The organism is Aeromicrobium erythreum, from assembly GCF_001509405.1.
Classification (GTDB): Bacteria; Actinomycetota; Actinomycetes; order Propionibacteriales; family Nocardioidaceae; genus Aeromicrobium; species Aeromicrobium erythreum.
This window is the reverse complement of the sequence record NZ_CP011502.1, coordinates 2,222,616-2,247,562: the sequence shown is the minus strand read 5'-3', so window position 1 is coordinate 2,247,562 and position 24,947 is coordinate 2,222,616. Positions and strand designations below refer to the sequence as shown.

Annotated in this window: 23 protein-coding genes and 1 pseudogene; 19 read left to right on the top strand and 5 right to left on the bottom strand. The window is 72.1% G+C overall.

The window, feature by feature from the left end:
* Positions 1 to 4 precede the first annotated feature (4 nt).
* From ftsW to Aeryth_RS18305, 11 genes and pseudogenes are all read left to right on the top strand, one after another.
* Complete coding sequence (gene ftsW / locus Aeryth_RS10560) at positions 5 to 1,231, top strand: putative lipid II flippase FtsW (RefSeq protein ID WP_067858279.1); 1,227 nt, start codon at positions 5 to 7, stop codon at positions 1,229 to 1,231.
* 2 nt (positions 1,232 to 1,233) lie between these two features.
* On the top strand, positions 1,234 to 2,319 hold the full coding sequence (gene murG / locus Aeryth_RS10555) for an undecaprenyldiphospho-muramoylpentapeptide beta-N-acetylglucosaminyltransferase (protein WP_067858276.1): 1,086 nt from the start codon (positions 1,234 to 1,236) through the stop codon (positions 2,317 to 2,319).
* Positions 2,316 to 3,731 (top strand): UDP-N-acetylmuramate--L-alanine ligase, encoded by a 1,416-nt coding sequence (murC, locus tag Aeryth_RS10550; protein WP_067858273.1) that lies wholly within the window; start codon positions 2,316 to 2,318, stop codon positions 3,729 to 3,731. Before murG ends, murC begins: the two co-directional genes overlap by 4 nt.
* Positions 3,728 to 4,453, top strand: a complete 726-nt coding sequence (locus tag Aeryth_RS10545) for a cell division protein FtsQ/DivIB (RefSeq protein ID WP_067858270.1) — start codon at positions 3,728 to 3,730, stop codon at positions 4,451 to 4,453. Before murC ends, Aeryth_RS10545 begins: the two co-directional genes overlap by 4 nt.
* Positions 4,454 to 4,670: 217 nt before the next feature.
* Positions 4,671 to 5,846 carry a cell division protein FtsZ gene (gene ftsZ / locus Aeryth_RS10540; protein WP_067858267.1) on the top strand — a complete coding sequence of 392 codons (1,176 nt, stop codon included), beginning with the start codon at positions 4,671 to 4,673 and terminating at the stop codon, positions 5,844 to 5,846.
* Positions 5,847 to 5,881: 35 nt separating this feature from the next.
* Positions 5,882 to 6,598, top strand: coding sequence for a purine nucleoside phosphorylase YfiH/LACC1 family protein (locus Aeryth_RS10535; protein ID WP_067858264.1), 717 nt, complete (start codon positions 5,882 to 5,884; stop codon positions 6,596 to 6,598).
* Positions 6,595 to 7,308 carry a YggS family pyridoxal phosphate-dependent enzyme gene (locus Aeryth_RS10530; RefSeq protein WP_067858261.1) on the top strand — a complete coding sequence of 238 codons (714 nt, stop codon included), beginning with the start codon at positions 6,595 to 6,597 and terminating at the stop codon, positions 7,306 to 7,308. Before Aeryth_RS10535 ends, Aeryth_RS10530 begins: the two co-directional genes overlap by 4 nt.
* A gap of 72 nt (positions 7,309 to 7,380) precedes the next feature.
* Complete coding sequence (locus Aeryth_RS10525; protein ID WP_067858258.1) at positions 7,381 to 7,875, top strand: cell division protein SepF; 495 nt, start codon at positions 7,381 to 7,383, stop codon at positions 7,873 to 7,875.
* The gene (locus Aeryth_RS10520) at positions 7,875 to 8,177 is read left to right on the top strand and encodes a YggT family protein (protein WP_067858255.1); all 303 of its coding nucleotides are present in this window, start codon (positions 7,875 to 7,877) and stop codon (positions 8,175 to 8,177) included. Before Aeryth_RS10525 ends, Aeryth_RS10520 begins: the two co-directional genes overlap by 1 nt.
* A 111-nt stretch (positions 8,178 to 8,288) precedes the next feature.
* Positions 8,289 to 8,393 (top strand): annotated as a pseudogene (locus Aeryth_RS18310) (DivIVA domain-containing protein); the annotation flags it as partial.
* Positions 8,394 to 8,605: 212 nt separating this feature from the next.
* Positions 8,606 to 9,106: a hypothetical protein gene (locus Aeryth_RS18305; protein WP_236749716.1), complete on the top strand. Its 501-nt coding sequence runs from the start codon at positions 8,606 to 8,608 to the stop codon at positions 9,104 to 9,106.
* A gap of 205 nt (positions 9,107 to 9,311) precedes the next feature.
* Here the strand turns inward: Aeryth_RS18305 and ileS are convergent, their stop codons facing one another.
* Positions 9,312 to 12,542, bottom strand: coding sequence for an isoleucine--tRNA ligase (gene ileS, locus Aeryth_RS10510; protein WP_067858252.1), 3,231 nt, complete (start codon positions 12,540 to 12,542; stop codon positions 9,312 to 9,314).
* A 285-nt stretch (positions 12,543 to 12,827) separates the two neighbouring features.
* Here ileS and Aeryth_RS10505 point away from each other — a divergent pair, with 285 nt between their 5' ends.
* The 3 genes from Aeryth_RS10505 to Aeryth_RS10495 are packed head-to-tail and all read left to right on the top strand — an operon-like array spanning position 12,828 to position 14,757.
* Positions 12,828 to 13,229 carry a TraR/DksA family transcriptional regulator gene (locus Aeryth_RS10505; protein WP_067858249.1) on the top strand — a complete coding sequence of 134 codons (402 nt, stop codon included), beginning with the start codon at positions 12,828 to 12,830 and terminating at the stop codon, positions 13,227 to 13,229.
* Positions 13,230 to 13,264: 35 nt separating this feature from the next.
* Positions 13,265 to 13,819, top strand: a complete 555-nt coding sequence (gene lspA / locus Aeryth_RS10500) for a signal peptidase II (protein WP_236749715.1) — start codon at positions 13,265 to 13,267, stop codon at positions 13,817 to 13,819.
* Positions 13,816 to 14,757: an RluA family pseudouridine synthase gene (locus Aeryth_RS10495; RefSeq protein ID WP_067858247.1), complete on the top strand. Its 942-nt coding sequence runs from the start codon at positions 13,816 to 13,818 to the stop codon at positions 14,755 to 14,757. The genes lspA and Aeryth_RS10495 overlap by 4 nt, the downstream gene beginning before the upstream one ends.
* 76 nt (positions 14,758 to 14,833) lie before the next feature.
* On the opposite strand, the gene Aeryth_RS10490 is transcribed toward Aeryth_RS10495, so the two are convergent.
* Positions 14,834 to 15,508, bottom strand: coding sequence for a PDDEXK family nuclease (locus Aeryth_RS10490; protein WP_067858244.1), 675 nt, complete (start codon positions 15,506 to 15,508; stop codon positions 14,834 to 14,836).
* Positions 15,505 to 15,801: a hypothetical protein gene (locus Aeryth_RS10485; protein ID WP_144433751.1), complete on the bottom strand. Its 297-nt coding sequence runs from the start codon at positions 15,799 to 15,801 to the stop codon at positions 15,505 to 15,507. The genes Aeryth_RS10490 and Aeryth_RS10485 overlap by 4 nt, the downstream gene beginning before the upstream one ends.
* A 168-nt stretch (positions 15,802 to 15,969) precedes the next feature.
* Between Aeryth_RS10485 and Aeryth_RS10480 the strand changes: the two genes are divergently transcribed.
* From Aeryth_RS10480 to Aeryth_RS10460, 5 genes are all read left to right on the top strand, one after another.
* Positions 15,970 to 17,196 (top strand): pyridoxal phosphate-dependent aminotransferase, encoded by a 1,227-nt coding sequence (locus tag Aeryth_RS10480; protein ID WP_067858238.1) that lies wholly within the window; start codon positions 15,970 to 15,972, stop codon positions 17,194 to 17,196.
* A 112-nt stretch (positions 17,197 to 17,308) separates the two neighbouring features.
* Positions 17,309 to 18,289 (top strand): ATP-binding cassette domain-containing protein, encoded by a 981-nt coding sequence (locus Aeryth_RS10475; RefSeq protein ID WP_067858235.1) that lies wholly within the window; start codon positions 17,309 to 17,311, stop codon positions 18,287 to 18,289.
* Positions 18,286 to 19,089, top strand: coding sequence for an ABC transporter permease (locus tag Aeryth_RS10470; protein WP_067858231.1), 804 nt, complete (start codon positions 18,286 to 18,288; stop codon positions 19,087 to 19,089). The genes Aeryth_RS10475 and Aeryth_RS10470 overlap by 4 nt, the downstream gene beginning before the upstream one ends.
* 127 nt (positions 19,090 to 19,216) lie before the next feature.
* On the top strand, positions 19,217 to 22,771 hold the full coding sequence (gene dnaE / locus Aeryth_RS10465; protein WP_067858230.1) for a DNA polymerase III subunit alpha: 3,555 nt from the start codon (positions 19,217 to 19,219) through the stop codon (positions 22,769 to 22,771).
* Positions 22,772 to 22,782: 11 nt separating this feature from the next.
* Complete coding sequence (locus tag Aeryth_RS10460; RefSeq protein WP_067858227.1) at positions 22,783 to 23,295, top strand: hypothetical protein; 513 nt, start codon at positions 22,783 to 22,785, stop codon at positions 23,293 to 23,295.
* On the opposite strand, the gene ybaK is transcribed toward Aeryth_RS10460, so the two are convergent.
* A complete protein-coding gene (ybaK, locus tag Aeryth_RS10455; RefSeq protein WP_067858224.1) occupies positions 23,261 to 23,752 on the bottom strand; it encodes a Cys-tRNA(Pro) deacylase in 492 nt (163 codons plus the stop codon). The two genes, Aeryth_RS10460 and ybaK, sit on opposite strands and share 35 nt — an antisense overlap.
* The gene (locus Aeryth_RS10450; protein WP_236749714.1) at positions 23,727 to 24,944 is read right to left on the bottom strand and encodes a benzoate/H(+) symporter BenE family transporter; all 1,218 of its coding nucleotides are present in this window, start codon (positions 24,942 to 24,944) and stop codon (positions 23,727 to 23,729) included. The genes ybaK and Aeryth_RS10450 overlap by 26 nt, the downstream gene beginning before the upstream one ends.
* Positions 24,945 to 24,947: the final 3 nt, after the last annotated feature.

Here is a 24,947-nt window from a genome sequence, read left to right as displayed (position 1 = left end):
TGCGATGAGCACCACCGACAAGTCGCCGCGGTCCTCCGGCAGCGCCGTCGCCGGCGCCCAGCGTCTGCTCGACCGTCCGCTCGCGTCGTACCAGCTCGTGCTCGGCACCACGGCGCTGCTCCTCGGCCTCGGCCTGATCATGGTGCTCAGCGCCAGCTCGGTGCTCTCGCTGCAGGTCTACGGCAACTCCTTCGCCATCGTGCAGCGCCAGCTCGTGCTCGCCGTCGTCGGCCTGGCCGGCGCCTACGCGGTCACGCGCATCCCCATGACGCTGCTGCGCCGCCTGATCCTGCCCGGTCTGCTGGTCTCGATCGCCCTCACGCTCGCCACGTTCATCCCGGGCGTCGGCGTCGAGGTCAACGGCAACACGAACTGGATCCCCGTCGCCGCCGGGTTCCGCCTGCAGCCGTCGGAGTTCCTCAAGCTGACCCTCGTGCTCTGGATCGCCGACCACTACGCGCGCCGCCAGAAGCACCTCGACAACCCGCGGCTCGTGCTGCTGCCGATGACGCTCGTCGCGGGCTTCTGCGCCGCGCTCGTCGTCGCCCAGAACGACCTCGGTACCGCCCTGGTGCTCTTCGCGGTCATCGTCGGCATGCTGTGGGTCGTCGGCCTGCCCGGACGCTTCCTCGGCGCGATCGTCGCGTTCGTGGGCGTCCTGCTCGTGTTCTTCGTGGCCACGGCGCCGCACCGCGTCGCGCGCATGCTGAGCTTCCTCAACCCGATGGCCGACCCCGACAAGGACGGCTACCAGGCCGTCCACGCGATGATGGGCTTCGCGCGCGGCGGCTTCGGCGGCGTCGGGCTCGGCGGCAGCCGCCAGAAGTGGGGCTCGCTGCCCGAGGCGCACACCGACTTCATCCTCGCCGTCGTCGGCGAGGAGCTGGGGCTGCTCGGCAGCCTCGTCGTGCTGGTCCTGTTCGTGCTGCTGGCCGTCGCCGGCGTCCGCATCGCCACCCGCAGCCGCGACCCGTTCGCGCGCTACGCGGCCGCCGGCGTCACCATCTGGATCACCGCGCAGGCGGCCATCAACATCGCCATGGTGCTCGGGCTGCTGCCCGTCATCGGCATCCCGCTCCCGCTGCTGTCCTACGGCGGCTCGAGCGTCCTCGTGACCCTGGTCGGCTGCGGCGTCCTCCTGCGCTGCGCCACCACCGAACCAGGCGCCGCCCGCGCGCTGGCCGCCGGCAAGGCGCGCCGCGCGCGCAGCAGCGCCGCCCGGAGGCGTTGACCGTGCGTGCTCTCCTCGCCGGCGGTGGCACCGCCGGCCACACCTCCCCGCTCCTCGCGACGGCCGCCGTGCTGCGCGACGAGGGCGTCGACGTGACCTGCCTGGGCACCCCGCGGGGCCTGGAGACCACCCTCATCCCCGAGGCCGGGTTCCCGCTCGAGCTCGTCCCGCCGGTCCCGCTGCCCCGACGCCCCGGCGCGGCGCTGCTGCGCGTGCCGGGACGGCTCCGCGCGGCGGTGCGCGCCACGCACGACGTCTTCGAGCGCGTGCAGCCCGACGTGGTCGTCGGCTTCGGCGGCTACGTCTCCGTCCCGGCCTACCTCGTGGCGCGACGTCGCGGTGTCCCGCTCGTCGTGCACGAGGGCAACGCGAAGCCGGGCATCGCCAACCGCCTCGGCGCGCGCTTCACCGAGCACGTCGCCACCAGCTTCCCCGACACGCCGCTGCGGCACGGGCAGTACGTGGGGCTGCCGATCCGTCGCCAGATCTCCGGGCTCGACCGCTCCGCCGCGCGGGCCGAGGGTCGCGCGCACTTCGGGCTCGACCTCGACCGACCGACGCTGCTCGTCACGGGCGGCTCGCAGGGCGCCCGTCGCATCAACCAGGCGGTCAGCGGTGCCGCGCGCGACCTCGCCGAGGCCGGCGTCCAGGTGCTCCACGCCGCCGGACGCCCCGAGGAGGTCGTGCTCGAGCGTCCCGCCGACGCCCCGCCGTACGTCGTCGAGCAGTACATCGACCGGATCGACCTCGCCTACGCGGCCGCCGACCTCGTCGTCTGCCGCGCCGGCGCGAACACCGTCACCGAGGTGGCCGCCGTGGGGCTGCCGGCGGCGTTCGTCCCGCTGCCGATCGGCAACGGTGAGCAGGCGCTCAACGCACACCCCGTGGTGCAGGCTGGCGGCGGCCTGCTCATCGACGACGAGGCCATGACCCCCGCCTGGGTCGACCAGGTCGTCGTGCCGCTCGTGCAGGACACCGAGCGGCTGGCCCTCATGTCGGCCGCGGCGACCGACCTCGTGCCGCGCGACGCCGACGCCCGGCTCGCGCGCATGGTCCTGGCCGCCGCAGGTCGGGAGCTCGGTCGATGAGGGTCCCCGTCCCCGACCACGTGCCCGGACCGCACGACCTCGGCCGCGTCCACCTCGTCGGCATCGGCGGGGCGGGCCTGTCCGCGATCGCGCGGCTGCTCGCCCAGCAGGGCGTGAGCGTCAGCGGCAGCGACGTCGCCGACGGCACCGTCGTGCGCGCGCTGCGCGAGGAGGGCATCACCGTCCACGTCGGGCACGCGGCGGAGCACGTCGAGGGTGCCGACACCGTCATCGTGTCCACCGCCGTCCGCGAGGACAACCCCGAGGTCGTGGCCGCCACGGCGTCGGGTGCGCGGCTCTGGCCACGGTCGGCGGGCCTGCGCTCGGTCATGACCGACCGGCGCACGGTCGCTGTCGCGGGCACGCACGGCAAGACCACCACCACCGCCATGCTCACCTGCGCCCTCGTGGCCGCCGGCGCCGAGCCGTCGTTCGCCATCGGCGCGGAGGTCGCGAGCCTTGGCACCAACGCACGCGTGGGCACCGGCGACGTGCTCGTCGCGGAGGCCGACGAGAGCGACGGCGCGTTCCTGCACTACGACCCGGCCCTCGCGGTCGTGACCAACGTCGACGCCGACCACCTCGACACCTGGGGGACGGAGGAGGCCTACGCCGCCGCCTTCGAGCAGTTCGTCGCGACCGTCGGCGAGGTGCTCGTGCTCGGTGCCGACGACCCGGGTGCCGCCAGGCTCGCCGCCGCGGGCACCGCGCGCGGGCTCGACGTCGTCACCACGGGCCTGGGAGAGGGCCACGACCTGCGGGCCCGCGACGTGCAGGTGGCCGCCGGGGCGACGACCTTCACCGTCGACGGCCTCGGCCTCTCCGGCCTGCCGGTCCGACTGGCCGTGCCCGGCGCCCACTACGCGCAGGACGCGCTCCTCGCGCTCGCGGTCGGCCTGCGCCTCGGCCACCCGGCCGAGGCCCTCGTGGAGGGCCTGGCCGCCTACGGCGGTGCCCGCCGTCGGATGGAGCGGCTCGGCGAGGTCGACGGCGTGGTCGTCTACGACTCCTACGCCCACCACCCGACGGAGATCCGCGCCGACCTCGCGGCGGCCCGCTCGATCGCGGGGGAGGGGCGGCTCGTCGTGGCCTACCAGCCGCACCTGGTGAGCCGCACGCGTCTCTACGGCGTCGAGATGGGCCGGGCCCTGTCGGCGGCCGACCTCGTCCTGGTCGCCGACCTGTACCTCGCCCGCGAGGACCCCGACCCCGCCGTCACGTCGGCGCTCGTCGTCGACGCCGTCGACGGCCCGCCCGCCTCCGCCGGTGGGCCCGTGGCCGACCTGCACGACGTCCTGCTGCCGCAGGTGCGGCCCGGCGACCTCGTCCTCACGCTCGGGGCCGGCGACGTGACCGTCGTCGGTCCGCGTCTGCTCGACGCGCTGCGCGCCCGCGGGACGGGCGGGGCATGACCGAGCAGCGCTTCCACGAGCGGCGTCGACGCGACCGCCGGAAGCGGCTGCTCCGCTGGGCCGGCGGTCTCGGCGCCGTCGTCCTCGTCGGCGTGCTCGTCTGGCTCGTCTGGTTCTCCCACGTCCTCGGCGTCCGCGACGTCGAGGTCGAGGGCACCAGGACCCTCGGGGTCAAGCAGGTGCGCTCGGTCGCGGACGTCCGGCCCGGCACGCCCCTGGCGAGGCTCGACACCGCCGCCGTCGAGGCCCGCGTGGCGGGACTGCCCGCGGTCGAGCGCGTCGAGGTCCGACGCAGCTGGCCCCGCACCGTCCGGGTCGAGGTCACCGAACGCACCGCCGTCGCCTGGACCAGGGTCGACGGCGACGTGCGCGCGCTCGACCGCTTCGGCATCGACTACCGGACCCTGCGCCAGCCGCCCCGGGGCCTCGTCGAGGTCAGCACCTCGGCCACCGACCCGCGGCAGCGCCAGCTGGCGGTCGTCGCCGCGGCCGCGGTCGTGGCCCGGCTGGAGAAGGACGACCCCGACCTCCTGAAGGCCGTCCGTGCGGTCGAGGCGCCGAGCCGCGACGCCGTGACGCTGCGGCTCTCACGCGACCGCACGGTCACGTGGGGGAGCGCGGCCAAGCCGGAGCAGAAGCTCAAGGTCCTGCGGGCCCTGCTGCGCATCCGGGCGCGCGGCTACGACGTCAGCGCGCCCGAGCAGCCCACCACGCGCCAGTAGCGCCGACGGCCTCCGGGTCGGCTCGAGCGGGTTCGGAGAGGCGCGCGCGACGGACGTGAGGCAGAGCGTGCGCGACGCGCGGCGTGTCGTCCGTGAGGGCGTCCGCGCGCCGCGTAGCGTGATCCTCGGACAGCAGGTTGACATAACTATAACCCTGACGTTCACGTTCAGACTTGAGGGAGACCCCCTCCAGCCCTCCTCCTGAAAGGCATCGCACATGGCGGTCCAGAACTACCTCGCCGTGATCAAGGTCGTCGGCATCGGCGGCGGCGGCGTCAATGCCGTGAACAGGATGATCGAGGTCGGCCTCAAGGGTGTCGAGTTCATCGCCATCAACACCGACGCGCAGGCGCTGCTCATGAGCGACGCCGACGTCAAGCTCGACGTCGGTCGCGACTCCACGCGCGGTCTCGGCGCCGGGGCGAACCCCGAGATCGGCAAGCGTGCCGCCGAGGACCACGCCGAGGAGATCGAGCAGGCCATCAAGGGCGCCGACATGGTCTTCGTCACCGCCGGCGAGGGCGGCGGCACCGGCACCGGCGGCGCGCCCGTCGTCGCACGGATCGCCCGCTCGCTCGGCGCGCTGACCATCGGCGTCGTCACCCGTCCGTTCACGTTCGAGGGTCGCAACCGCTCGGGCCAGGCCGACGCCGGCATCCAGGCGCTGCGCGAGGAGGTCGACACCCTCATCGTCATCCCGAACGACCGGCTGCTGTCGATCAGCGACCCCAACGTCAGCCTGCTCGACTCCTTCCGCCAGGCCGACCAGGTGTTGCACCAGGGCGTCTCGGGCATCACCGACCTCATCACGACCCCCGGTCTGATCAACCTCGACTTCGCCGACGTCAAGTCGGTCATGTCCGACGCCGGCTCCGCCCTCATGGGCATCGGCTCGGCCCGCGGCGAGCAGCGGGCCGCGGTGGCCGCCGAAATGGCCGTCTCCAGCCCGCTCCTCGAGGCCTCCATCGAGGGGGCGCGCGGCGTCCTGCTCTCGATCGCGGGTGGCTCCGACCTCGGTCTGTTCGAGATCAACGAGGCCGCAGGCCTGGTCGCCGACGCCGTCCACCCCGAGGCCAACATCATCTTCGGTGCCGTCATCGACGACGCCCTCGGCGACGAGGTGCGCGTGACGGTCATCGCGGCAGGCTTCGACGGCGGCGAGCCGAAGGCGCGCGACGCCTCGCAGCCGGCGCTGCTCAAGGAACAGGCGGCACAGGAGCCTGCCACGCCGAGCACGCCGCCGCCGACCGCCGAGACCTACACGGGACAGAAGTACTCCTCGTCGACGCAGGCCGACCCGCTGCCGTCGGGCGACCCGCGCTCGGTCCCCACGCGCGAGCCGCGCGAGGTGCCCTACGGCGACGACCTCGACATCCCCGACTTCCTGCGCTGAGCGCGGCGTCGCCCGCCCGCGCTACCGTCGACGACGTGTTCTTCCACCAGGACCTCGGCTGGGCGCAGGTCGGCTTCACCGACGCCGGCACCGACCTCGGCCGCACCGACGCGGCCGAGGCGGTGCAGGCACGACGTCGGGCCGCCCGGTCGGTGGCCGGAGGACTCGACGCAGGGTCCGACGGCGCGCTCGACGTCGTGTCGATGCACCAGGTCCACGGACCCGACGCGGTGCTCGTCGGCCGTGGCACGCCGACCCCCACCGCCGACGCCCTCGTCACCCGGACGCACGGGGTCGCGCTCGTGGTGAGGGTCGCCGACTGCACGCCCGTGCTGCTCGCCAGCGAGGACGGAGCCGTCGCCGCCGCGGTGCACGCCGGCCGGGAGGGGCTGGTGCGCGGGGTCGTGCCCCGCGCGGTCGAGCGTGTCGTGGCCGACGGGCCGACCGCACCGCTGCACGCCTGGGTCGGACCCCGCGCGTGCGGTCGCTGCTACGAGCTGCCGGCCGACCTCGCCGACGCGGTCGACGCCGCCGTCCCGGGCACCCGGTCGACGACGTCCTGGGGCACCCCGGCGGTCGACGTGGGCGCCGGTGTGGTCGCGCAGCTGGAGGCGCTCGGTGTCACCGTGCACGACGTCGGCGCCGGAGCCTGCACGATCGAGGACGACCGGTTCTGGTCGCACCGTCGCCAGGGCGAGCGCGCGGGCCGCATGGGCGGCGTCGTCGTGCTGGCCGCGGAGGGCAGGCCATGACCCGGCCCGACGAGCTGGCCGCCAACCTCGCCGAGGTGCGGGCGCGCGTCGCCCAGGCCTGCGCGGCCGCCGGTCGCGCTCCCCAGGACGTCACCACCATCGTCGTCACCAAGACCTACCCCGCGTCCGACGTCGCCACGCTCGCCGGGCTCGGCGTCACCGACGTGGGGGAGAACCGTCACCCGGAGGCCGGCCACAAGGCGGCCGAGCTGCCGTCGCTGCTGGCCGACGGCGTCGCCGCACCGCGTCTGCACTTCGTCGGCGGGCTGCAGACCAACAAGGCGGGCGCCGTGGCGCGCTACGCCGACGTCGTCCAGAGCGTCGACCGCGCGAAGCTCGCCCGGTCCCTCTCACGCGGGGCCGAGGCCGCCGACCGCGACCTCGTGCTGCTCGTGCAGGTCGACTTCGACCTCCAGGACCCCGGTCGCTCCGGCGCTGCACCCGACGACGTGGCGGCGCTCGCCGACCTCGTCGCCGAGCTGCCCCGCGTGCACCTCGGCGGCCTCATGACGGTCGCCCCGCTCGGCGTCGCCCCCCGGCCCGTGTTCGAGCGACTGCGCGAGCTGTCCGAGCAGGTGCGCGCGCAGCACCCCGACGCGCGCATCGTCTCGGCCGGGATGAGCGGCGACTTCGAGGACGCGGTCGCCGCCGGCGCGACACACCTGCGGATCGGGCGCGCGGTGCTCGGCGAGCGGCCTCCGCTCCGGTAATCTCACCAGTGTCGTTCACCGACACCACTTCTTCCTCCGAGCCCCCGCTCACCCGCACCCGACGGAGACATCATGGCTGGCGCAATGCGAAAAGTAGGCGAGTACCTGGGCCTCGTCGAGCAGGCTGACTTCGACGAGTACGACGACGAGCCCACCGGTCCGGTGCCGGCCGTCCGTCGCGAGGAGGAGCGGACCCCCGCGGTGCGCGCCCCCGAGCGTCGGGCGCAGGTCGCGTCGATCGACGACCACCGACGCACGCCCCGCGCCGTCGAGCCGGCGCCGTCGATGCTGGCCCGCATCGAGACGGTCACGCCGCGCACGTACAACGACGCGCGCACGGTCGGCGAGCACTACCGCTCCGGCGTGCCGGTCATCATGAACCTCTCCGAGATCGACGACGACGACGCCAAGCGCCTCGTCGACTTCGCTGCCGGTCTCGTGTTCGCGGTGCGCGGCACGATCAACCGGGTCACGTCGAAGGTCTTCCTGCTCTCGCCGGAGAACATCGAGGTGACCGACGAGGACAAGCAGCGCATCGCCGCGGGCGGTTTCTACAACAACGGCTGATGGCGCTCTCCACCATCGGGCAGGTCCTCAGCTTCGTCCTGCTCGTCTGCATCCTCGTGCTCATCGCACGGCTCATCCTGGACTGGGTCCAGCTCCTCGCGCGGTCCTGGCGACCCACCGGGTTCGTCGCCGTGCTGTGCGAGGGCATCTACACCGTCACCGACCCGCCGCTGCGCGCCGTGCGTCGGGTGATCCCCCCGGTCCGCCTCGGCTCGGCCATGCTCGACCTGTCGCCGATGGTGCTCCTGATCGGGATCTACATCCTCCAGGCGATCGTGAACAACACGCTCGTCGGTCGGTGAACACCGCGCGGCGTCCGCGGACGGGACGCGTGTGGCAGCAGTGAACGGTGACCGAGTACGGTGGGTCAGAACCACAGTCTTCGAGACGAAACCACGACACGAGGTGAACTCATGCCCCTGACGCCAGAGGACGTGCGCAACAAGCGCTTCACTCCGGTACGTCTCCGCGAGGGTTACGACATGGGCGAGGTGGACCAGTTCCTCGACGAGGTCGAGGCCGAGCTGGAGCGACTCACCGTCGAGAACGAGGAGCTGCGCGCCAAGGTCGCCGCGGCCTCGACCGGCGAGCCCACCGGTCTGATCCCTGCCGTCAAGGCGGAGCCCGCGCCGGCCCCGACCCCGAGCCCGAGCCCGAGCCGGAGCCGGAGCCCGAGCCGGTCGTCGAGAAGGCGCCTGAGCCCGCCCCGACCCCGGCCCCCGCGCCGGTCGTGGCCGCCACGCCCGAGCCGGTCCAGACCCGCGCGAGCAGCATCGGCGAGGCGTCCACCGCCGCCGCCCGCCTGCTCGAGATCGCGTCCACCAACGCCGACCAGCTCATGGAGCAGGCGAAGGAGGAGGCCGACCGCATCGTCGGTGAGGCCCGCACCAAGGCCGAGCGCCTCACCAACGAGTCGCGCGGCAAGGCCGACCGCCTCGAGACCGACGCCCGCATCCGCGCGCAGAAGCTCGACGAGGAGACCAACGAGCGCCGCCAGCAGGCCGTCGCCGCCATCGAGCGGGAGCGCTACGAGCTCCAGCGCGAGGTCGAGCACCTGCGGGCCTACGAGCGCGAGTACCGGGCCCGGCTCAAGAACTACTTCCAGAGCCAGCTCGACCAGCTCGCCGCGAACGAGAACACCCCGGCTGCCGCCAACCAGGGCCAGAACGACGGGTCGCCCCGCCGCCTGCGCTCCCTGCTCGGCGACGAGGACAGCAACGCCTCGCTCTGAGACCAGCACGACGAAGGCCCCCACCGTCTGGTGGGGGCCTTCGTCGTCTTCTCGGCCGGAGATTCCCAGGTCGACCTGGGAACCTCCCCGGAGCACGGAGAACTCAGCGACGCACGGAGAGCAAGCCGTGCTGGGAGGAGATTCCCGCGCCTGGTGGGGAGATTCCCAGGTCGACCTGGGAATCTCCCCACCGCGTGCAGAAACGTCAGGCCCTGGCCACGGCGACGCGGGCGCTGGCGCCGGTGACGTCGATGCTCGTGCCCTCGGGGAGGTCGCCCAGGTGCACCGACGTCGCGAGCGTCTCGCCCGCGACCAGCGCCTCGTGGATGCGGACCGCGTCGAGGACGGCGGCGTCGCCGTCGACGTGCAGGACGATCCGGTCCGAGACCGACAGGCCGGCGTCGCGTCGGGCCTGCTGGACGCCGCGCACGACGTCGCGGGCCAGGCCCTCGGCCTCGAGCTCGGGCGTCACGGTGGTGTCGAGCGCGACGAAGCCGCCGCGGGGGAGCACCGCGATCTCGGTGCCGCCGGACGCGCCCGCCACCTGCTCGAGGGTGAACTCGCCCTCCTGCAGCGCGATGCCGCCGGACGTGACCGTGCCGTCGTCGGCCACCGACCAGTCGCCCGACTTGGACCCCTTGATCGCCTGCTGCACGTCCTTGCCGAGGCGCGGACCGGCGACGCGGGCGTGCACGGTCAGGCGCGACGTCAGCCCGTGCGCGGCGGCCTCCTCGGAGTCGGCCGCGACGAAGCGGACCTCCCGCACGTTCAGCTCGCGGGCGACGACCTCCTCGAATCCCGACAGGGCAGCAGGGTCGGGCACGGCGACCTCGAGCAGGGGCAGCGGCAGCCGCACGCGCAGGGCCGCCGCCTTGCGCAACGCCGAGCCGGCGGAGCAGACCTCACGCACCTGGTCCATCGCCTCGACGAGGGCGTCGTCGACGACGAACGCGTCGGCGTCGGGCCAGTCGGTCAGGTGCACCGAGCGCCCGCCGGTGAGGCCACGCCAGATCTCCTCGCTGACCAGCGGCAGCAGCGGCGCGACGACGCGGCACACCGTCTCGAGCACGGTGTAGAGGGTGTCGAACGGCGCGCGCTGCTCGTCGGTGAGCTCGCCCTCGGCGTCCGACAGCCAGAACCGCTCGCGGGAGCGCCGGATGTACCAGTTCGTCAGGACGTCGAGGAAGTCGCGCGTCGACTCGCAGGCCTCGGCGATGGCGTAGTCGTCGAGGTAGGTCGTCATCTCGCGCACCCAGCGGCCCAGCTTTGCCACCACGTACCGGTCGAGCGGGTCGGCCGGAGCCGCGTCCAGCGGACGCGCGTCGTACTCGGCCGCGTTCGCGTACAGCCCCAGGAACGCCCAGCTGTTCCACAGCGGGATCATCACCTGGCGCACGCTGTCGCGGATGCCCTGCTCGGTGACCACCAGGTTGCCGCCGCGCAGGATCGGCGACGCCATGAGGAACCAGCGCATCGCGTCGGCACCGTCGCGGTCGAAGACCTCCGAGACGTCCGGGTAGTTGCGCAGCGACTTGCTCATCTTGTTGCCGTCGGAGCCGAGGACGATGCCGTGGCTGACGCACGTCTCGAACGCGGGTCGGTCGAACAGCGCCGTCGCCAGCACGTGCAGCGTGTAGAACCAGCCGCGCGTCTGGCCGATGTACTCGACGATGAAGTCGGCCGGGAAGTGTCCCTCGAACCACTCGCCGTTCTCGAACGGGTAGTGGTTCTGCGCGAACGACATCGACCCGGAGTCGAACCAGACGTCGAGCACGTCGGGCACGCGGCGCATCATCGACGTCCCGGTCGGGTCGTCGGGGTTCGGACGCACCAGGTCGTCGACGTACGGACGGTGCAGGTCGGGCACGCCGTCCTTCAGTGGCAGCGTGCCGAAGTCGCGCTCGATCTCCTCGAACGAGCCGTACACGTCGATCCGCGGGTACGCGGGGTCGTCGCTCTTCCACACCGGCACGGGGGAGCCCCAGAACCGGTTGCGGGTGATCGACCAGTCGCGCGCGTTCTCCAGCCACTTGCCGAACTGGCCGTCGCGGATGTGGTCGGGCACCCAGCGGATCTGCTGGTTCAGCTCGACCATGCGGTCCTTGAACGCCGTCACGCGGACGAACCACGACTCGACGCCCTTGTAGATCAGGGGCTGACGGCAGCGCCAGCAGTGCGGGTAGGAGTGGTCGTACGTCTCGCGCCGCAGCAGCAGCGTGCCCGACGTGACCGCGCCCGTGCCGTTCTTGAGGTCGTCGATCACGTGCGGGTTCGCGTCGAAGACCTGCATGCCGGCGTAGTGGCTGACCGGCTCCGTGAACCGACCGTCCTTCGCCACGGGCATGACGGGCGCGATGCCCTCACGGTCGGTGACCTCCTTGTCGACCTCGCCGAACGCGCCGGCGCTGTGCACCAGGCCGGTGCCGTCGGTGGTCGTGACGGCCTCGTCGGCCGCGACCACGCGGAACGCGTTCTCGTGGTCGGCGTAGTAGGAGAACGGCGGCGCGTAGACCAGGCCGACCAGGTCGGCCCCCGTGCCGCGCCACACGACGGCGGGCTCGTCGCCGAGCTCGCGCGCGTACGCACCCAGGCGGGCCTCGGCCATCACCAGGGAGGTGCCGCCGTGGTCGACGGCCACGTAGTCGATGCCGGTCCCGACCATGACCGCGAGGTTCGACGGCAGCGTCCACGGCGTCGTCGTCCAGATCATCAGGCGGGCGCCCTGCAGCTGGCCCGGCGTCGTGATCTCGAAGCCGACGGTGACCGCCGGGTCCTGACGGTTCTGGTAGACGTCGTCGTCCATCCGCAGCTCGTGGTTCGACAGCGGCGTCTCATCGTTCCAGCAGTAGGGCAGCACCCTGAAGTCCTCGTACACGAGGCCCTTCTCGTGCAGCTGCTTGAACGCCCAGATGACCGACTCCATGTACTCCGGGTTCAGCGTGCGGTAGTCGTGCTCGAAGTCGACCCAGCGGGCCTGGCGCGTCACGTACGCCTCCCACTCGCCGGTGTACTTCAGCACCGACGCGCGGCACGCCTCGTTGAACCGGTCGATGCCCATCGCGACGATCTCGTCGGTCGTCTTGATGCCGTTGAGCCGCATCGCCTCGAGCTCGGCCGGCAGCCCGTGCGTGTCCCAGCCGAACCGACGCTCGACCCGGCGGCCGCGCATCGTCTGGTAGCGGGGCACGAGGTCCTTCACGTAGCCGGTCAGCAGGTGCCCGTAGTGGGGCAGGCCGTTGGCGAACGGGGGACCGTCGTAGAAGACGAACTCGTTCGAACCGTCGTCGCCGGGGTCGCGGGCGTCGACGCTCGCGCGGAAGGTGCCGTCGTCCTTCCAGTACGCCAGGACGCGCTCCTCGATGTCGGGGAAGCGCGGCGTGGAGGGGACGTCGCCGGCGGGCTGGTCGAGGCCCGTCTGCGCCTTGGGGTACGTCATGCGGCTGCTCCTGGAGGGTCGTTCTCTGCCTCGAGGACGACCCTGGGGAGGACCGCGGTACCACCTCGGTTGCCGCCGTCGGACCTGCCGATGGCGACCACTCGTCGAACGGCTGTGACGGGCCACCCGTCCGGTTCTACTGAGGCCTCGGGGGAGGCCCGTTCTTCCGGAAGCTCGCCGCTGATGACGGCTCGGACGCTGCTGGTGACAGCGTACTCCGCCCGCCGGCCCGACCGTGCCCTGGGCGAAGTTGTGTCGCCAGGGGCCCGGGTCTACTGTTCCCGCATGACCGAGACCACCCTGGCCGTGCGGGGCGACGAGGATCCCTGGACCTCCGACGAGACCGCGGCCGTCCGCGCCGAGCTGGAGGACGACCTCGTCCGGCTCCGCAAGGAGCTCGACCTCTCCGCCAAGGAGCTGCAGGACCTGCTGCGCGACGGCGTCGACGGCGCCGGGAACGACCAGGCCGACGTCGGCTCCACGAGCCTCGAGCGCGACGCGGAGATGTCGCTCGCCGCGAACCAGCGCGTGCTCCTGCTGCAGACCGAGAAGGCGCTCGACCGGCTCGGCAAGGGCACCTACGGGGCCTGCGAGACGTGCGGCGAGCCGATCGGCAAGCTGCGCCTGCAGGCCTTCCCGCGTGCCACGCTCTGCAAGTCGTGCAAGCAGCGCGAGGAGCGTCGCTGACCCTGCGCGTGGGCCCACGTGGGACGATGACGGCGATGCCTGAATCCTCCGAAGCGGCCTCCGTGCCCACGCCCCGTCGCCGGGTCGTGCCGCTGTTCCTCGCCGTCGTCGCCGCCGCCTGGGTCGTCGACCAGCTCACCAAGGTGCTCGCCGTCGACCGGCTCGCCGACCGCGCCGAGCCGATCCGCCTCGTGCCGGGCGTCCTCGAGCTGACGTTCCTGCGCAACCCCGGTGCGGCGTTCGGCATGGGCGCCTCCATGACGGTGCTGCTCAGCGTTGTCGCGATCGCGGTCTGCGTCGCGGTCGTGCGGCTCGCGGCCCGGCTGCGCGACCGGGTCTGGACCGTCGCGCTGGTGCTGCTGCTGGCCGGTGCGCTCGGCAACCTCACCGACCGCGTCTTCCGTGAGCCCGGACCCTTCCGCGGCCACGTCGTCGACTTCATCGACTACGGCGGGTTCTTCGTCGGGAACGTCGCCGACATCTACCTGACCGTCGCGGCCGTCCTCGTCGTCATCCGCACCTGGCAGGGCGTCGGCATCGACGGCACCCGCGCCGAGGCCGACGAGTCCGGCGCCAAGGACCGCGCATGAGCGCCGGGGTCGGGCAGGAGCACCGGGTCATCGCGGTGCCCGAGGGTCTCGCCGGCGAGCGCGTCGACTCCGCCCTGGCGCGTCTGCTGGGACTCTCGCGCACCCGCGCGAGCGAGCTGGTCGCCGAGGGCCACGTGCTCCTCGACGGGCAGGTGCCGCAGAAGTCCGAGCGCGTCGAGCCCGGCTCGCTGCTCGAGGCCACGATCCCCGCGCCCCGCGTCGCGACCGTCGTCGCCGAGCAGGTCGAGGGCATGAGCATCGTCTACCAGGACGACGACATCGTCGTCGTCGACAAGCCCGTCGGCGTCGCCGCCCACCCCAGCGTCGGGTGGGAGGGACCCACGGTCGTCGGGCACCTGGCCGGCGCCGGGGTCCGCATCTCCACGTCGGGCGCGCCCGAGCGGCAGGGCATCGTGCAGCGCCTCGACGTCGGCACGAGCGGGCTCATGACGATCGCGAAGTCCGAGCGGGCGTACAGCGTCCTCAAGCAGGCCTTCCGCGACCGCACGGTCGAGAAGACGTATCACTCGCTCGTGCAGGGCCACCCCGACCCGCACACCGGCACGATCGATGCCCCCATCGCCCGGCACCCGAAGCACGACTTCAAGTTCACGGTGCGCGCCGACGGCCGGCCCAGCGTCACGCACTACGACACGCTCGAGGCGCACCGGTTCGCGTCGCTGCTGACCATCAAGCTCGAGACGGGTCGCACGCACCAGATCCGCGTGCACATGAGCGCGCTGCACCACCCGTGCGTCGGCGACCTGCAGTACGGCGCCGACCCGACGCTCGCGGCCCGGGTCGGGCTGGACCGGCAGTGGCTGCACGCCGTCCACCTCGGCTTCGACCACCCCACCACTGGCGAGCGCGTCGACTTCGAGAGCCCCTACCCGTCCGACCTCGCCCACGCCCTCGACGTCGTCCGCGACGCCCACTGACCCACCCACCCCCCTGAGCGTGACGTTTGCGGGGTGGCTCAGCGCTCCGCGGCCCGCAAACGTCACACTCAGCGGGTCAGTGCCAGGGTCGGGCGCCGGGCCAGGTGGACCACCACGGGGGAGGGTCGAGCGTCCAGCGACGTCGAGACGTCCGGGCGGCGTCGGGCCGGCCCCGGACGATGCGCGCGCTCAAGCCCCACCGATCGCGATGATCGAGGGCCATGGCGCGCACGACCACGCACCCGGCGCGCTCGAAGGCCTCCTCGCGACGGTTGTCGAGCGTGTGCTGCTCGATCTCACGGTGCCCTGCTCCGTCGGTCTCGATCACCAGCCCGGTCTCGGGGTCGACGAGGTCGGCGACCCCGAGCAGCACGCCGTCGAGGTCGAAGAGCGGAGCGTTCACTCGAAGGCCGGTCAGACCTGCGTCGAGCTGGGCGACGAGCCGGGTGTGGGTCTCGGCCGGACTCGCTGAGCGTTCGGACGCGAGGGACAGGGCCTTGCGGACCTGCACGACGCCGCGGACCTTGACGTGACGAGCCTCGACCCGACGTACGGCGTCAAGCGTCGTACGGGGTCGACGGTGCGTGGTGCTCACCGCCATGTCGATCGCGACGACGGCGGCCCGCAGGTCCGGTGCGATCCGGGCCTCGTCGAAGGCGGCTCGAGCGAGTGTCGTCACGGCGACATGTTCACCGACGTCGACCACAGTGAGCTCCTCGGCGAGGACCCGTCCGCGAAACGGCGTGATCACCTCGCGACGTCGGAGCTGGGTGCCGGGCGAACAGTGGACGAGCGCTGGTCGCACCCGTCGCCGGTCCGCCCGTCGAACCAGTTGTTGCCCTGGAGGAGCAGCGAGGCCCAGCCCCCGAGCGCCGTGCCGGGGAGGAGGAGCCCGACGGCGTCGTCGACGCGCTGCAGGTGCGCGGGAGCGTCCAGACCGGTCGCCCTGAGCGGGCCGTGGGCGCGGCGCTCCATCGTCGGCCCCCGCGCCACGTCGGGGGTGAGGCCGGCCCGGAGGTGGTGCGCGGTGCGACGTGCGTGCATGGCCCCACCGTCGCGTCGACGGCGCACGCGGTCATCCCGCCGTCCACACCCCGCTGAGCGTGACGTTTGCGGGCCGATTCCTCGGGTTCTGGCCCGCAAACGTCACGCTCAGGGGGAGGGAGCGTCACACTCAGTGGGGAGGGGAGGGGCGTCTGGGAGGATGACGGCATGCCCAGCCAGCGTGTGCGCCAGTCCGAGAAGCTGAGGGACGTCCTCTACGACATCCGCGGACCCGTGAGTGCCCGCGCCGCCGCCCTGGAGGCCGAGGGGCACCGGATCCTCAAGCTCAACATCGGCAACCCGCAGCCGTTCGGGTTCGACGCGCCTGCGGAGATCCTGCAGGACGTCATCGCCGCCCTGCCCGACTCCGCCGGCTACTCCGACTCCCGTGGCATCCAGTCGGCTCGCCGCGCCGTCGTGCACCACTACCAGCTGGTCGACGGCTTCCCGGCGCTCGACGTCGACGACGTGTGGATCGGCAACGGCGTCTCCGAGCTCATCCAGATGGCCCTGCAGGCGCTGCTCGACAACGGCGACGAGGTGCTCATCCCCATCCCGGACTACCCGCTCTGGACGGCCGTGACCAACCTGGCCGGCGGCACGCCCGTGCACTACCGGTGCGACGAGCAGAACGAGTGGAACCCCGACCTGGAGGACCTCGAGTCCAAGATCACCGAGCGCACGAAGGTCATCGTCGTCATCAACCCGAACAACCCGACGGGCGCGGTCTACTCGCGGGAGACGCTCGCCGGCATCGCCGACCTCGCGCGCCGGCACGGGCTCGTCCTCATGGCCGACGAGATCTACGACAAGATCCTCTACGACGACGCCGAGCACGTCTCGCTCGCGACGCTCGCGCCCGACGTCCTCACGCTGACCTTCAACGGCCTGTCCAAGGCCTACCGCGTGTGCGGCTACCGCGCCGCCTGGCTCGTCGTCACCGGACCGCTGGAGGGCGCGCGGGACTACCTCGAGGGCATCACGCTGCTCGCGTCGATGCGCCTGTGCCCCAACGTCCCGGCCCAGAACGCCATCCAGGTGGCGCTCGGCGGGTACCAGAGCATCAAGGACCTCGTGCTGCCTGGCGGTCGGCTCGTCGAGCAGCGCGACACCGCCGTCAAGGAGCTCAACGCCATCCCGGGCGTGTCCGTCGTGGAGCCCAAGGGCGCCCTCTACGTGTTCCCGCGACTCGACCCCGAGGTGCACGAGATCCGCGACGACCAGCAGCTCGTGCTCGACCTGCTCCTGAAGGAGAAGATCCTCCTGACGCAGGGCACGGGCTTCAACTGGCCCGACCCCGACCACCTGCGGATCGTCACCCTCCCGTGGGCGCAGGACCTGCGCGACGCCATCCAGCGCCTCGGCAACTTCCTCGCCAGCTACCGCCAGGACTGAGCTCGCCCGGGGGTCCGGATCTCATCCCTTCGGACGATGAGTTCTGTCGGCGCGACAGGGCATGATCGTCCCCAGGTGTTCCATCCCGGAACACAGGGCGGAGAGGTAGTTGATGGCCGACATGATCCGGGCCACCGGGCTCGTCAAGCGCTACAAAGGGGTCGAGGCGCTGTCCGGCCTCGACCTGTCGGTGCCCGAGGGCACCGTCCTGGGCCTGCTCGGCCCCAACGGGGCGGGCAAGACCACCGCCGTGCGCATCCTCGCGACCCTGCTCAAGGCCGACGGCGGCACCGCCGAGGTCGCCGGGGTCGACGTCGCGCGCGACCCCGAGGGCGTCAAGGCACGCATCGGCCTCTCGGGCCAGTACGCCGCGGTCGACGAGTACCTCACGGGCTTCGAGAACCTCGACATGATCGGGCGGCTGTACGGGATGGGTCGCACGCAGGCCCGCGACCGCGCGCGCGAGCTGCTCGAGCGCTTCGACCTCGCCGACGCGGGGGACCGGCCCTCCAAGACCTACTCCGGTGGCATGCGACGTCGGCTCGACCTCGCCGGCGCGCTCGTCGCGGCCCCGCCGGTGATCATCCTCGACGAGCCCACCACCGGGCTCGACGTCCGCGCGCGGCAGCAGATGTGGGGCGTCATCCAGGAGCTCGTCCGCTCGGGTGCCACCCTGCTGCTCACCACGCAGTACCTGGAGGAGGCCGACGTCCTCGCCGACGAGATCGTCGTCATCGACTCCGGCCGCGCCATCGCCCGCGGCACCGCCGACGAGCTGAAGGCCCGGACCGGTGGCGAGCGGGTCGAGGTCGTCGTCGCCGACCCCGCCGACCGCGACGCCGCCGCCCGGCTCCTCGCGACCGTCGCCACGGGTGAGGTGCAGGTCGACGCGAACGGCCGGGGCCTGTCCGCGCCCGTCACCGACGGCGTCGCGCGCCTCGCCACCGTCCTGCAGGCCCTGCAGGAGCAGCAGCTCGCCGTCGTCGACGTCGGACTGCGCCGCCCGACGCTCGACGACGTCTTCCTCAGCCTGACCGGTCACGCGACCGCGTCGGACGCCGCCACCGACCAGAAGGACGAGGCCACCGCATGAACGCCACCCGGGTCGTGAGCGACGGCTGGGTCGTCGCCAAGCGCAACGTCATCAAGATCAAGCGGGTCCCCGAGATCCTCGTGTTCGTCCTGATCTCGCCGATCATGTTCGTCCTGCTGTTCGCGTTCGTCTTCGGCGGGGCGATCGACGCGGGCCAGGGCCTGAACTACCGCGAGTTCCTGATCGGCGGCATCTTCGCCCAGACCGTCGTCTTCGGGGCGACGTTCACGGGCGCCGGCCTGGCCGAGGACATGCAGAAGGGCATCATCGACCGCTTCCGGTCGTTACCGATGTCACCGTCGGCGGTGCTCGTGGGTCGCACGACGTCCGACATCATCTACAACGTCCTGTCGCTCGTCATCATGGCGCTCACCGGCCTGCTCGTCGGCTGGCGGGCGCGCGAGGGCGTCCTCGACATGCTGGGCGGGTTCCTGCTGCTCCTGCTCTTCGCGTACGCGGTCAGCTGGGTCATGGCCTACGTCGGGCTGATCGTGCCGAGCGTCGAGGTGATCAACAACGCCTCGTTCATCGTCATCATGCCGCTCACCTTCGTGTCGAACGCCTTCGTCCCGACGAAGGACTTCAACTCCTTCCTGCGCCCGTTCGTGGAGTGGAACCCGGTCTCGGCGGTCACCCAGGCGTGTCGCGAGCTGTTCGGCAACGTGCCCGCGGGCCCGGTCGACAGCACGGCGTGGAGCCTGCAGCACCCCGTGCTGTACACACTGCTGTGGGTGGCGCTGATCCTCGTGGTCTTCGTGCCGCTCTCGATCCGCCGCTACCGGGTCTCCGCCGCGCGCTGAGGACCGATCCCGACCCGTCCCCGCGTGTGCTGGCGGGACGGGTCGGGACCCTCGCGTAGGCTGGCCTCCTTCCCCTCCACCGCCCCTCGGGGCCGTCCGTCCGCCATGTCTGGAGGCGCATCACCCGATGCCGAGCGACTCGTCCTTCGTGCACCTGCACAACCACACGGAGTACTCGATGCTCGACGGTCACGCACTGCTCGACGGCATGTTCGCGCGCACCGCCGAGCTCGGCATGCCGGCCATCGCGATGACCGACCACGGCAACGTGCACGGCGCCTACGACTTCTGGTCCAAGGCCCGCAAGCACGGCGTCAAGCCGATTATCGGCATCGAGGCCTACCTGACGCCCGGCACGCACCGCAGCGAGCGGCGCAAGGTCAAGTGGGGCCGTGGTCTCACGGGCGATGAGGAGGAGGGCGGCAAGGACGTCGCCGGTGGCGGCGCCTACACGCACATGACGATGCTGGCCTCCACGACGGAGGGCATGCACAACCTCTTCCGGCTGTCGTCGCGCTCGAGCCTCGAGGGCTACTACTACAAGCCCCGCGCCGACCGCGAGCTGCTCGCCGAGTACAGCTCCGGGCTGATCGCCACCACGGGGTGCCCCTCGGGCGAGGTCCAGACCCGGCTGCGGCTCGGGCAGTACGACGAGGCCGTCCAGGCGGCGTCGGACTTCCAGGACATCTTCGGCAAGGGGAACTTCTTCCTCGAGCTGATGGACCACGGCATCCCGATCGAGCGGGAGGTCCGCGACGACCTCCTGCGCCTGGGCAAGCAGCTCGGGCTGCCGCCCGTGGCCACCAACGACTGCCACTACACGCACCCCGAGGACGCCGACGCCCACGACGCGCTCATCTGCGTCGCGTCGGGCAAGTCGATCGCCGACCCCAAGCGGCTCAAGTTCGACGGCGGCGGTTACTACGTGAAGTCCGCGGCCGAGATGCGCGAGCTGTGGGAGGACCGCTACGGCATGAAGGAGGCGTGCGACAACACGCTCCTCATCGCCGAGCGCTGCGACGTCGAGTTCTCCGAGAACACCGGCGGCTACATGGCGCGCGCCGACGTGCCGGAGGGCGAGACCGAGGAGAGCTGGTTCGTCAAGGAGGTCTGGCGCGGGATCGAGTCGCGCTACCCGGGCGACGCGCTCACCCAGGAGGTGCGCGACCGCGTCGACATGGAGCTCGAGGTCATCAAGACCAAGGGCTACTGCGGCTACTACCTCGTGGTCGCCGACTTCATCAACTGGTCGAAGGACAACGGCATCCGGGTCGGGCCGGGTCGTGGCTCCGGCGCGGGCTCGATCGCCGCGTACGCACTGCGCATCACCGACCTGTGCCCGCTCACGCACGGCCTGATCTTCGAGCGCTTCCTCAACCCCGAGCGTCCCTCGATGCCCGACTTCGACATCGACTTCGACGAGCGTCGGCGCGCCGAGGTCATCCGCTACGTCAGCGAGAAGTACGGCAACGACCGCGTCGCCTACATCGCCACCTTCGGGCGGCTGAAGTCCAAGGCCGCCATCAAGGACGCCAACCGCGTCCTCGACTACCCGTTCAGCATGGGCGAGCGGATCAGCAAGGCACTCCCGGCCGACATCATGGGCAAGGGCGTGCCGCTCAAGCAGCTGTTCGACCCGAGCCACAAGCGCTTCAACGACGGCAAGGAGTTCCGCGAGCTCCACGAGAGCGACGCCGAGGTCCGCAAGATCTACGAGACGGCGCTCGGCCTCGAGGGCCAGATCCGCAACTGGGGCGTGCACGCGGCCGGCGTCATCATGAGCAGCGAGCCGCTCGTCGACATCGTGCCCATCATGCGGCGCGAGCAGGACGGCGCGATCATCACCCAGTTCGACTACCCGATGTGCGAGTCGCTCGGGCTGGTCAAGATGGACTTCCTGGGTCTGCGCAACCTGACCGTCCTCGACGACGCCCTCCTCAACATCAGGGCCAACCGGGGCGAGGAGGTCGTCCTGGAGGACCTCACGTTCGACGACCCCGCCACGTACGACCTGCTGTCGCGCGGCGACACGCTCGGCGTGTTCCAGCTCGACGGCGGCCCCATGCGCGCCCTGCTGCGCAGCATGCGTCCGGACAAGTTCGAGGACATCTCGGCCGTCGGCGCGCTGTACCGCCCCGGCCCGATGGGTGCGGACTCCCACAACAAGTACGCCCGGCGCAAGAACGGCCGCGAGGCGATCGAGCCGATCCACCCCGAGCTGGAGGAGCCGCTCAAGGACGTCCTGGGGGAGACGTACGGCCTGATCGTCTACCAGGAGCAGGTGATGGAGATCGCCCAGGTCCTGGCCGGGTTCAGCCTCGGACAGGCCGACAACCTGCGTCGCGCGATGGGCAAGAAGAAGAAGGAGGAGCTCGACAAGCAGTACGCGGGCTTCCAGGCCGGCATGCTCGAGCGCGGCTACTCCCAGGCGGCCATCACCGCACTGTGGGAGATCCTGCTCCCGTTCTCCGACTACGCCTTCAACAAGGCGCACTCCGCCGCGTACGGCGTCATCTCCTACTGGACCGCCTACCTGAAGGCCAACTACCCGGCCGAGTACATGGCGGCGCTCCTGACGAGCACCCGCGGCGACAAGGACAAGTCGGCCATCTACCTCGCGGAGTGCCGCCGGCTCGGCATCCAGGTGCTGCCGCCCGACGTCAACGACTCGGTCTCGAACTTCGCCTCGGTGGGCGAGGACATCCGCTTCGGCCTGAGCGCCGTGCGCAACGTCGGCGAGAACGTCGTGGCCGGCATCGTCGCGGGCCGGGAGGACAACGGCCCCTACAAGGACTTCACCGACTTCCTCGACAAGGTGCCCACGCACGTGTGCAACAAGCGCGTGCTCGACTCCCTCATCAAGGCCGGCGCGTTCGACTCGCTGGGCCACCGTCGTCGCGCGCTGACGACGATCGCCGAGGACGCCGTCGACCAGTACATCGACCTCAAGCGCAACGCCGCGATCGGCCAGGACTCCCTGTTCGGCGGGATGGACGACGCGTTCACGGGCGTCACCGTCAGCGTGCCGGACATGCCGGAGTGGGAGAAGACCCAGCTCCTGGCGTTCGAGCGCGACATGCTCGGCCTCTACGTCTCCGACCACCCCCTCATGGGGCTGGAGCACGTGCTGAAGGCCAGCAGCGACTGCTCGATCGGCGACCTCATCGCCGACGCCGAACGCCCCGACGGCACGACCGTGCGGGTGTGCGGGCTCATCACCGCCGTCCAGCGCCGGCTCAGCAAGAAGGGCGACACCTGGGCGCTCGTGACGGTCGAGGACCTCGACGGCAGCATCGACGTGATGGTCTTCCCCGGCGCGTACAACCTTGCGGCTCCCGTGCTCGTGCCCGACACCGTCGTGGTCGTCAAGGGACGTCTGCGCCGCAAGGACGACAGCGTCGAGCTCAACGCGCTCGAGGTGACCATGCCGGCCATGGGCTCGGGCGGGCAGGCCGACGCCCCCGTCGTCGTCACGCTGCCGGTCGCGCGGTGCACGAGCGACACCATCGGCACGTTCAAGCAGGTGCTGGGCAGCCACCCGGGCATGACCGAGGTGCACCTGCGCCTCGTCGGCACCGGCACCACGAAGGTCATGCGTCTCGACGACAGCCTGCGGGTCAAGCCGTCCTCGTCGCTCATCGCCGACCTCAAGGAGCTCCTGGGGCCCCATTGCCTGGGATGAAGGGATCAGGAATGAGGCGCACGGTCGTGCAGGTGGTCGCCCTGGTGGTGGGTCTGCTCGTGCTCGCCGCGGGCGCCGCGGTGCTGTGGGTCCAGCTCGCGTCGCCGCCGCAGTGGGAGGTCACGCAGCAGGGTGTCGTGCTCACCGAGGAGGCCGCGGGTGCCCAGGTCGGCGTCGAGCTGCTGTTCGTGGCCATCGGCGCCGCCGTGGCGGCTGCTTGGGGCCTCGTCGCCGGCTTCGTGCTGCGCCGGCTCGGCTGGGTCGTCGTGCCGCTGACCGTCGCGGCCACGCTGGCCGCGTCGGTGCTCACCTGGCGTCTCGGCGTCCTGCTCGGCCCCGACGGGCCCGAGGCGGTCCGGTCGCCGCAGCTCGGCGACAGCATCCCGGCCCGTCTGGCCGTGGACTCGCCGGCGTCCTTCGTGGTGTGGGCGATCGCGGGGCTGGTCGGCGTCTTCGTCGTCACCTGGGCGGCCGGCCGACGCCCCGACGTCAGCGAGCGATCGGCCCCGGCACTCCACCCGTGAGCCGCAGCAGATCGGCGGGGGAGAGCTCGATCTCGAGCCCGCGCCGACCACCCGAGACGTGGAGCGTGTCCCACAGCTCCGCGGTCTCGTCGACGACCGTGCGGTGCGCGCGCTTCTGGCCGAGCGGCGAGATGCCCCCGACGACGTAGCCGGTGGCCCGCTCGGCCCGCGCCGGGTCGGCCATCGCGGCCCGCTTGCCGCCGAGGGTCGCTGCGAGCGCCTTGAGGTCGAGCTGCAGGGTCACGGGCACCACCGCGACGCAGAGCTCGCCGTCGACGTCGGCGACCAGCGTCTTGAAGATGCGGTCGGGCTCGACGCCCAGCGCCTCGGCCGCCTCCCAGCCGTACGACGTCGAGCGAGGGTCGTGGACGTAGCGGTGCACCTGGTGCTCGACCCCGGCGCGCAGCACGGCCGCGAGCGCCGGCGTCGCCTCAGCGTCGGACGTCTTCCGCGCCATCGGCGGCCTCCTCCTGCTCCACGGACGCTGCGGTGCGACGTTCCAGCGTCGCCCGCACGACGAGGCCGACGACCAGGGCCCAGAACGCCGCCCCGACGCCGAACAGCTGCAGACCCGACGCGGCGACGAGGAACGTGACGGTGGCGCTCGTGCGTCCGGTGTCGGTGGCGAGCGCCGCGACCATCGACGCGGCGAACGTCGAGAGCAACGCCAGGCCGGCGACCGTCTCGACGATGCCGGCCGGCGCGGCCTCGGTGACCGCGACCAGCGCACCGGAGGTGAGGGCGAGGAGCAGGGCGACGAGACCCGCCGTGAACGCCGCCACCCAGCGCCGCTCGCGTGGGCCCGCGCCGTCGCCCGCCGCGAGCGCGGCCGAGATCGCGGCCAGGTTGATGGCGTGACCGCCGAACACGGCCGCCGCCGACGTCCCCGCCCCGGTCGTGACCATCGACGCGCGCCACGGCACGGTGAAGCCGAAGCTGCGCATCACCGCGACGCCCGGCACGTTCTGCGAGGCCAGCGTGACGACGGTCAGCGGCACGGCGATGCCGACCACCGCCGCGACGGTGAGCGTCGGCGTCGTGGGCTCGAGGCGGGGGAGGAGGTGCCCGGTGGGCACCGAGGTCCCCGTCGTGGCCAGGGAGACGCCGATGACGACGAAGGCGCCGAGCAGCGCCAGCGGGACCGCCCAGCGGGGCGCCCAGCGGGTGGCGAGCAGCCAGACCAGCACGACCGGACCGACCGCGGCGGGCGCGTCCGCCAGGGCGGTGAACGGCGCCAGGCACAGCTGCAGCAGCACGCCCGCCAGCATCGCCTGCGCCAGCGGCACCGGGATCGCGGCCGCCAGCCGACCGAGCCAGGGGACGAGCCCGGTGAGGGCGAGCAGCACGCCGGTCAGCACGAACGCGCCGACGGCGGCGGGCCAGCCACCCTCGACCGGTCCGGTGCTCACCAGCAGCGCCGCGCCCGGCGTCGACCACGCCAACGTGACCGGCAGGCGAGTCCACACCGCGAGCCCCGACATGAGCAGGCCGAACGCGACGGTGAGCGCGAGGAGCCCGCTGGCCGCCTCGTCGGGCGAGGCGCCGACGGCGCGCAGACCCGCGAGCACGACCGCGAAGGACGACGTGAACCCGACCACCGCGGTGACCACGCCGGCCACGATCGGCTGCTGCAGGTCGCGGGACGTCACGGG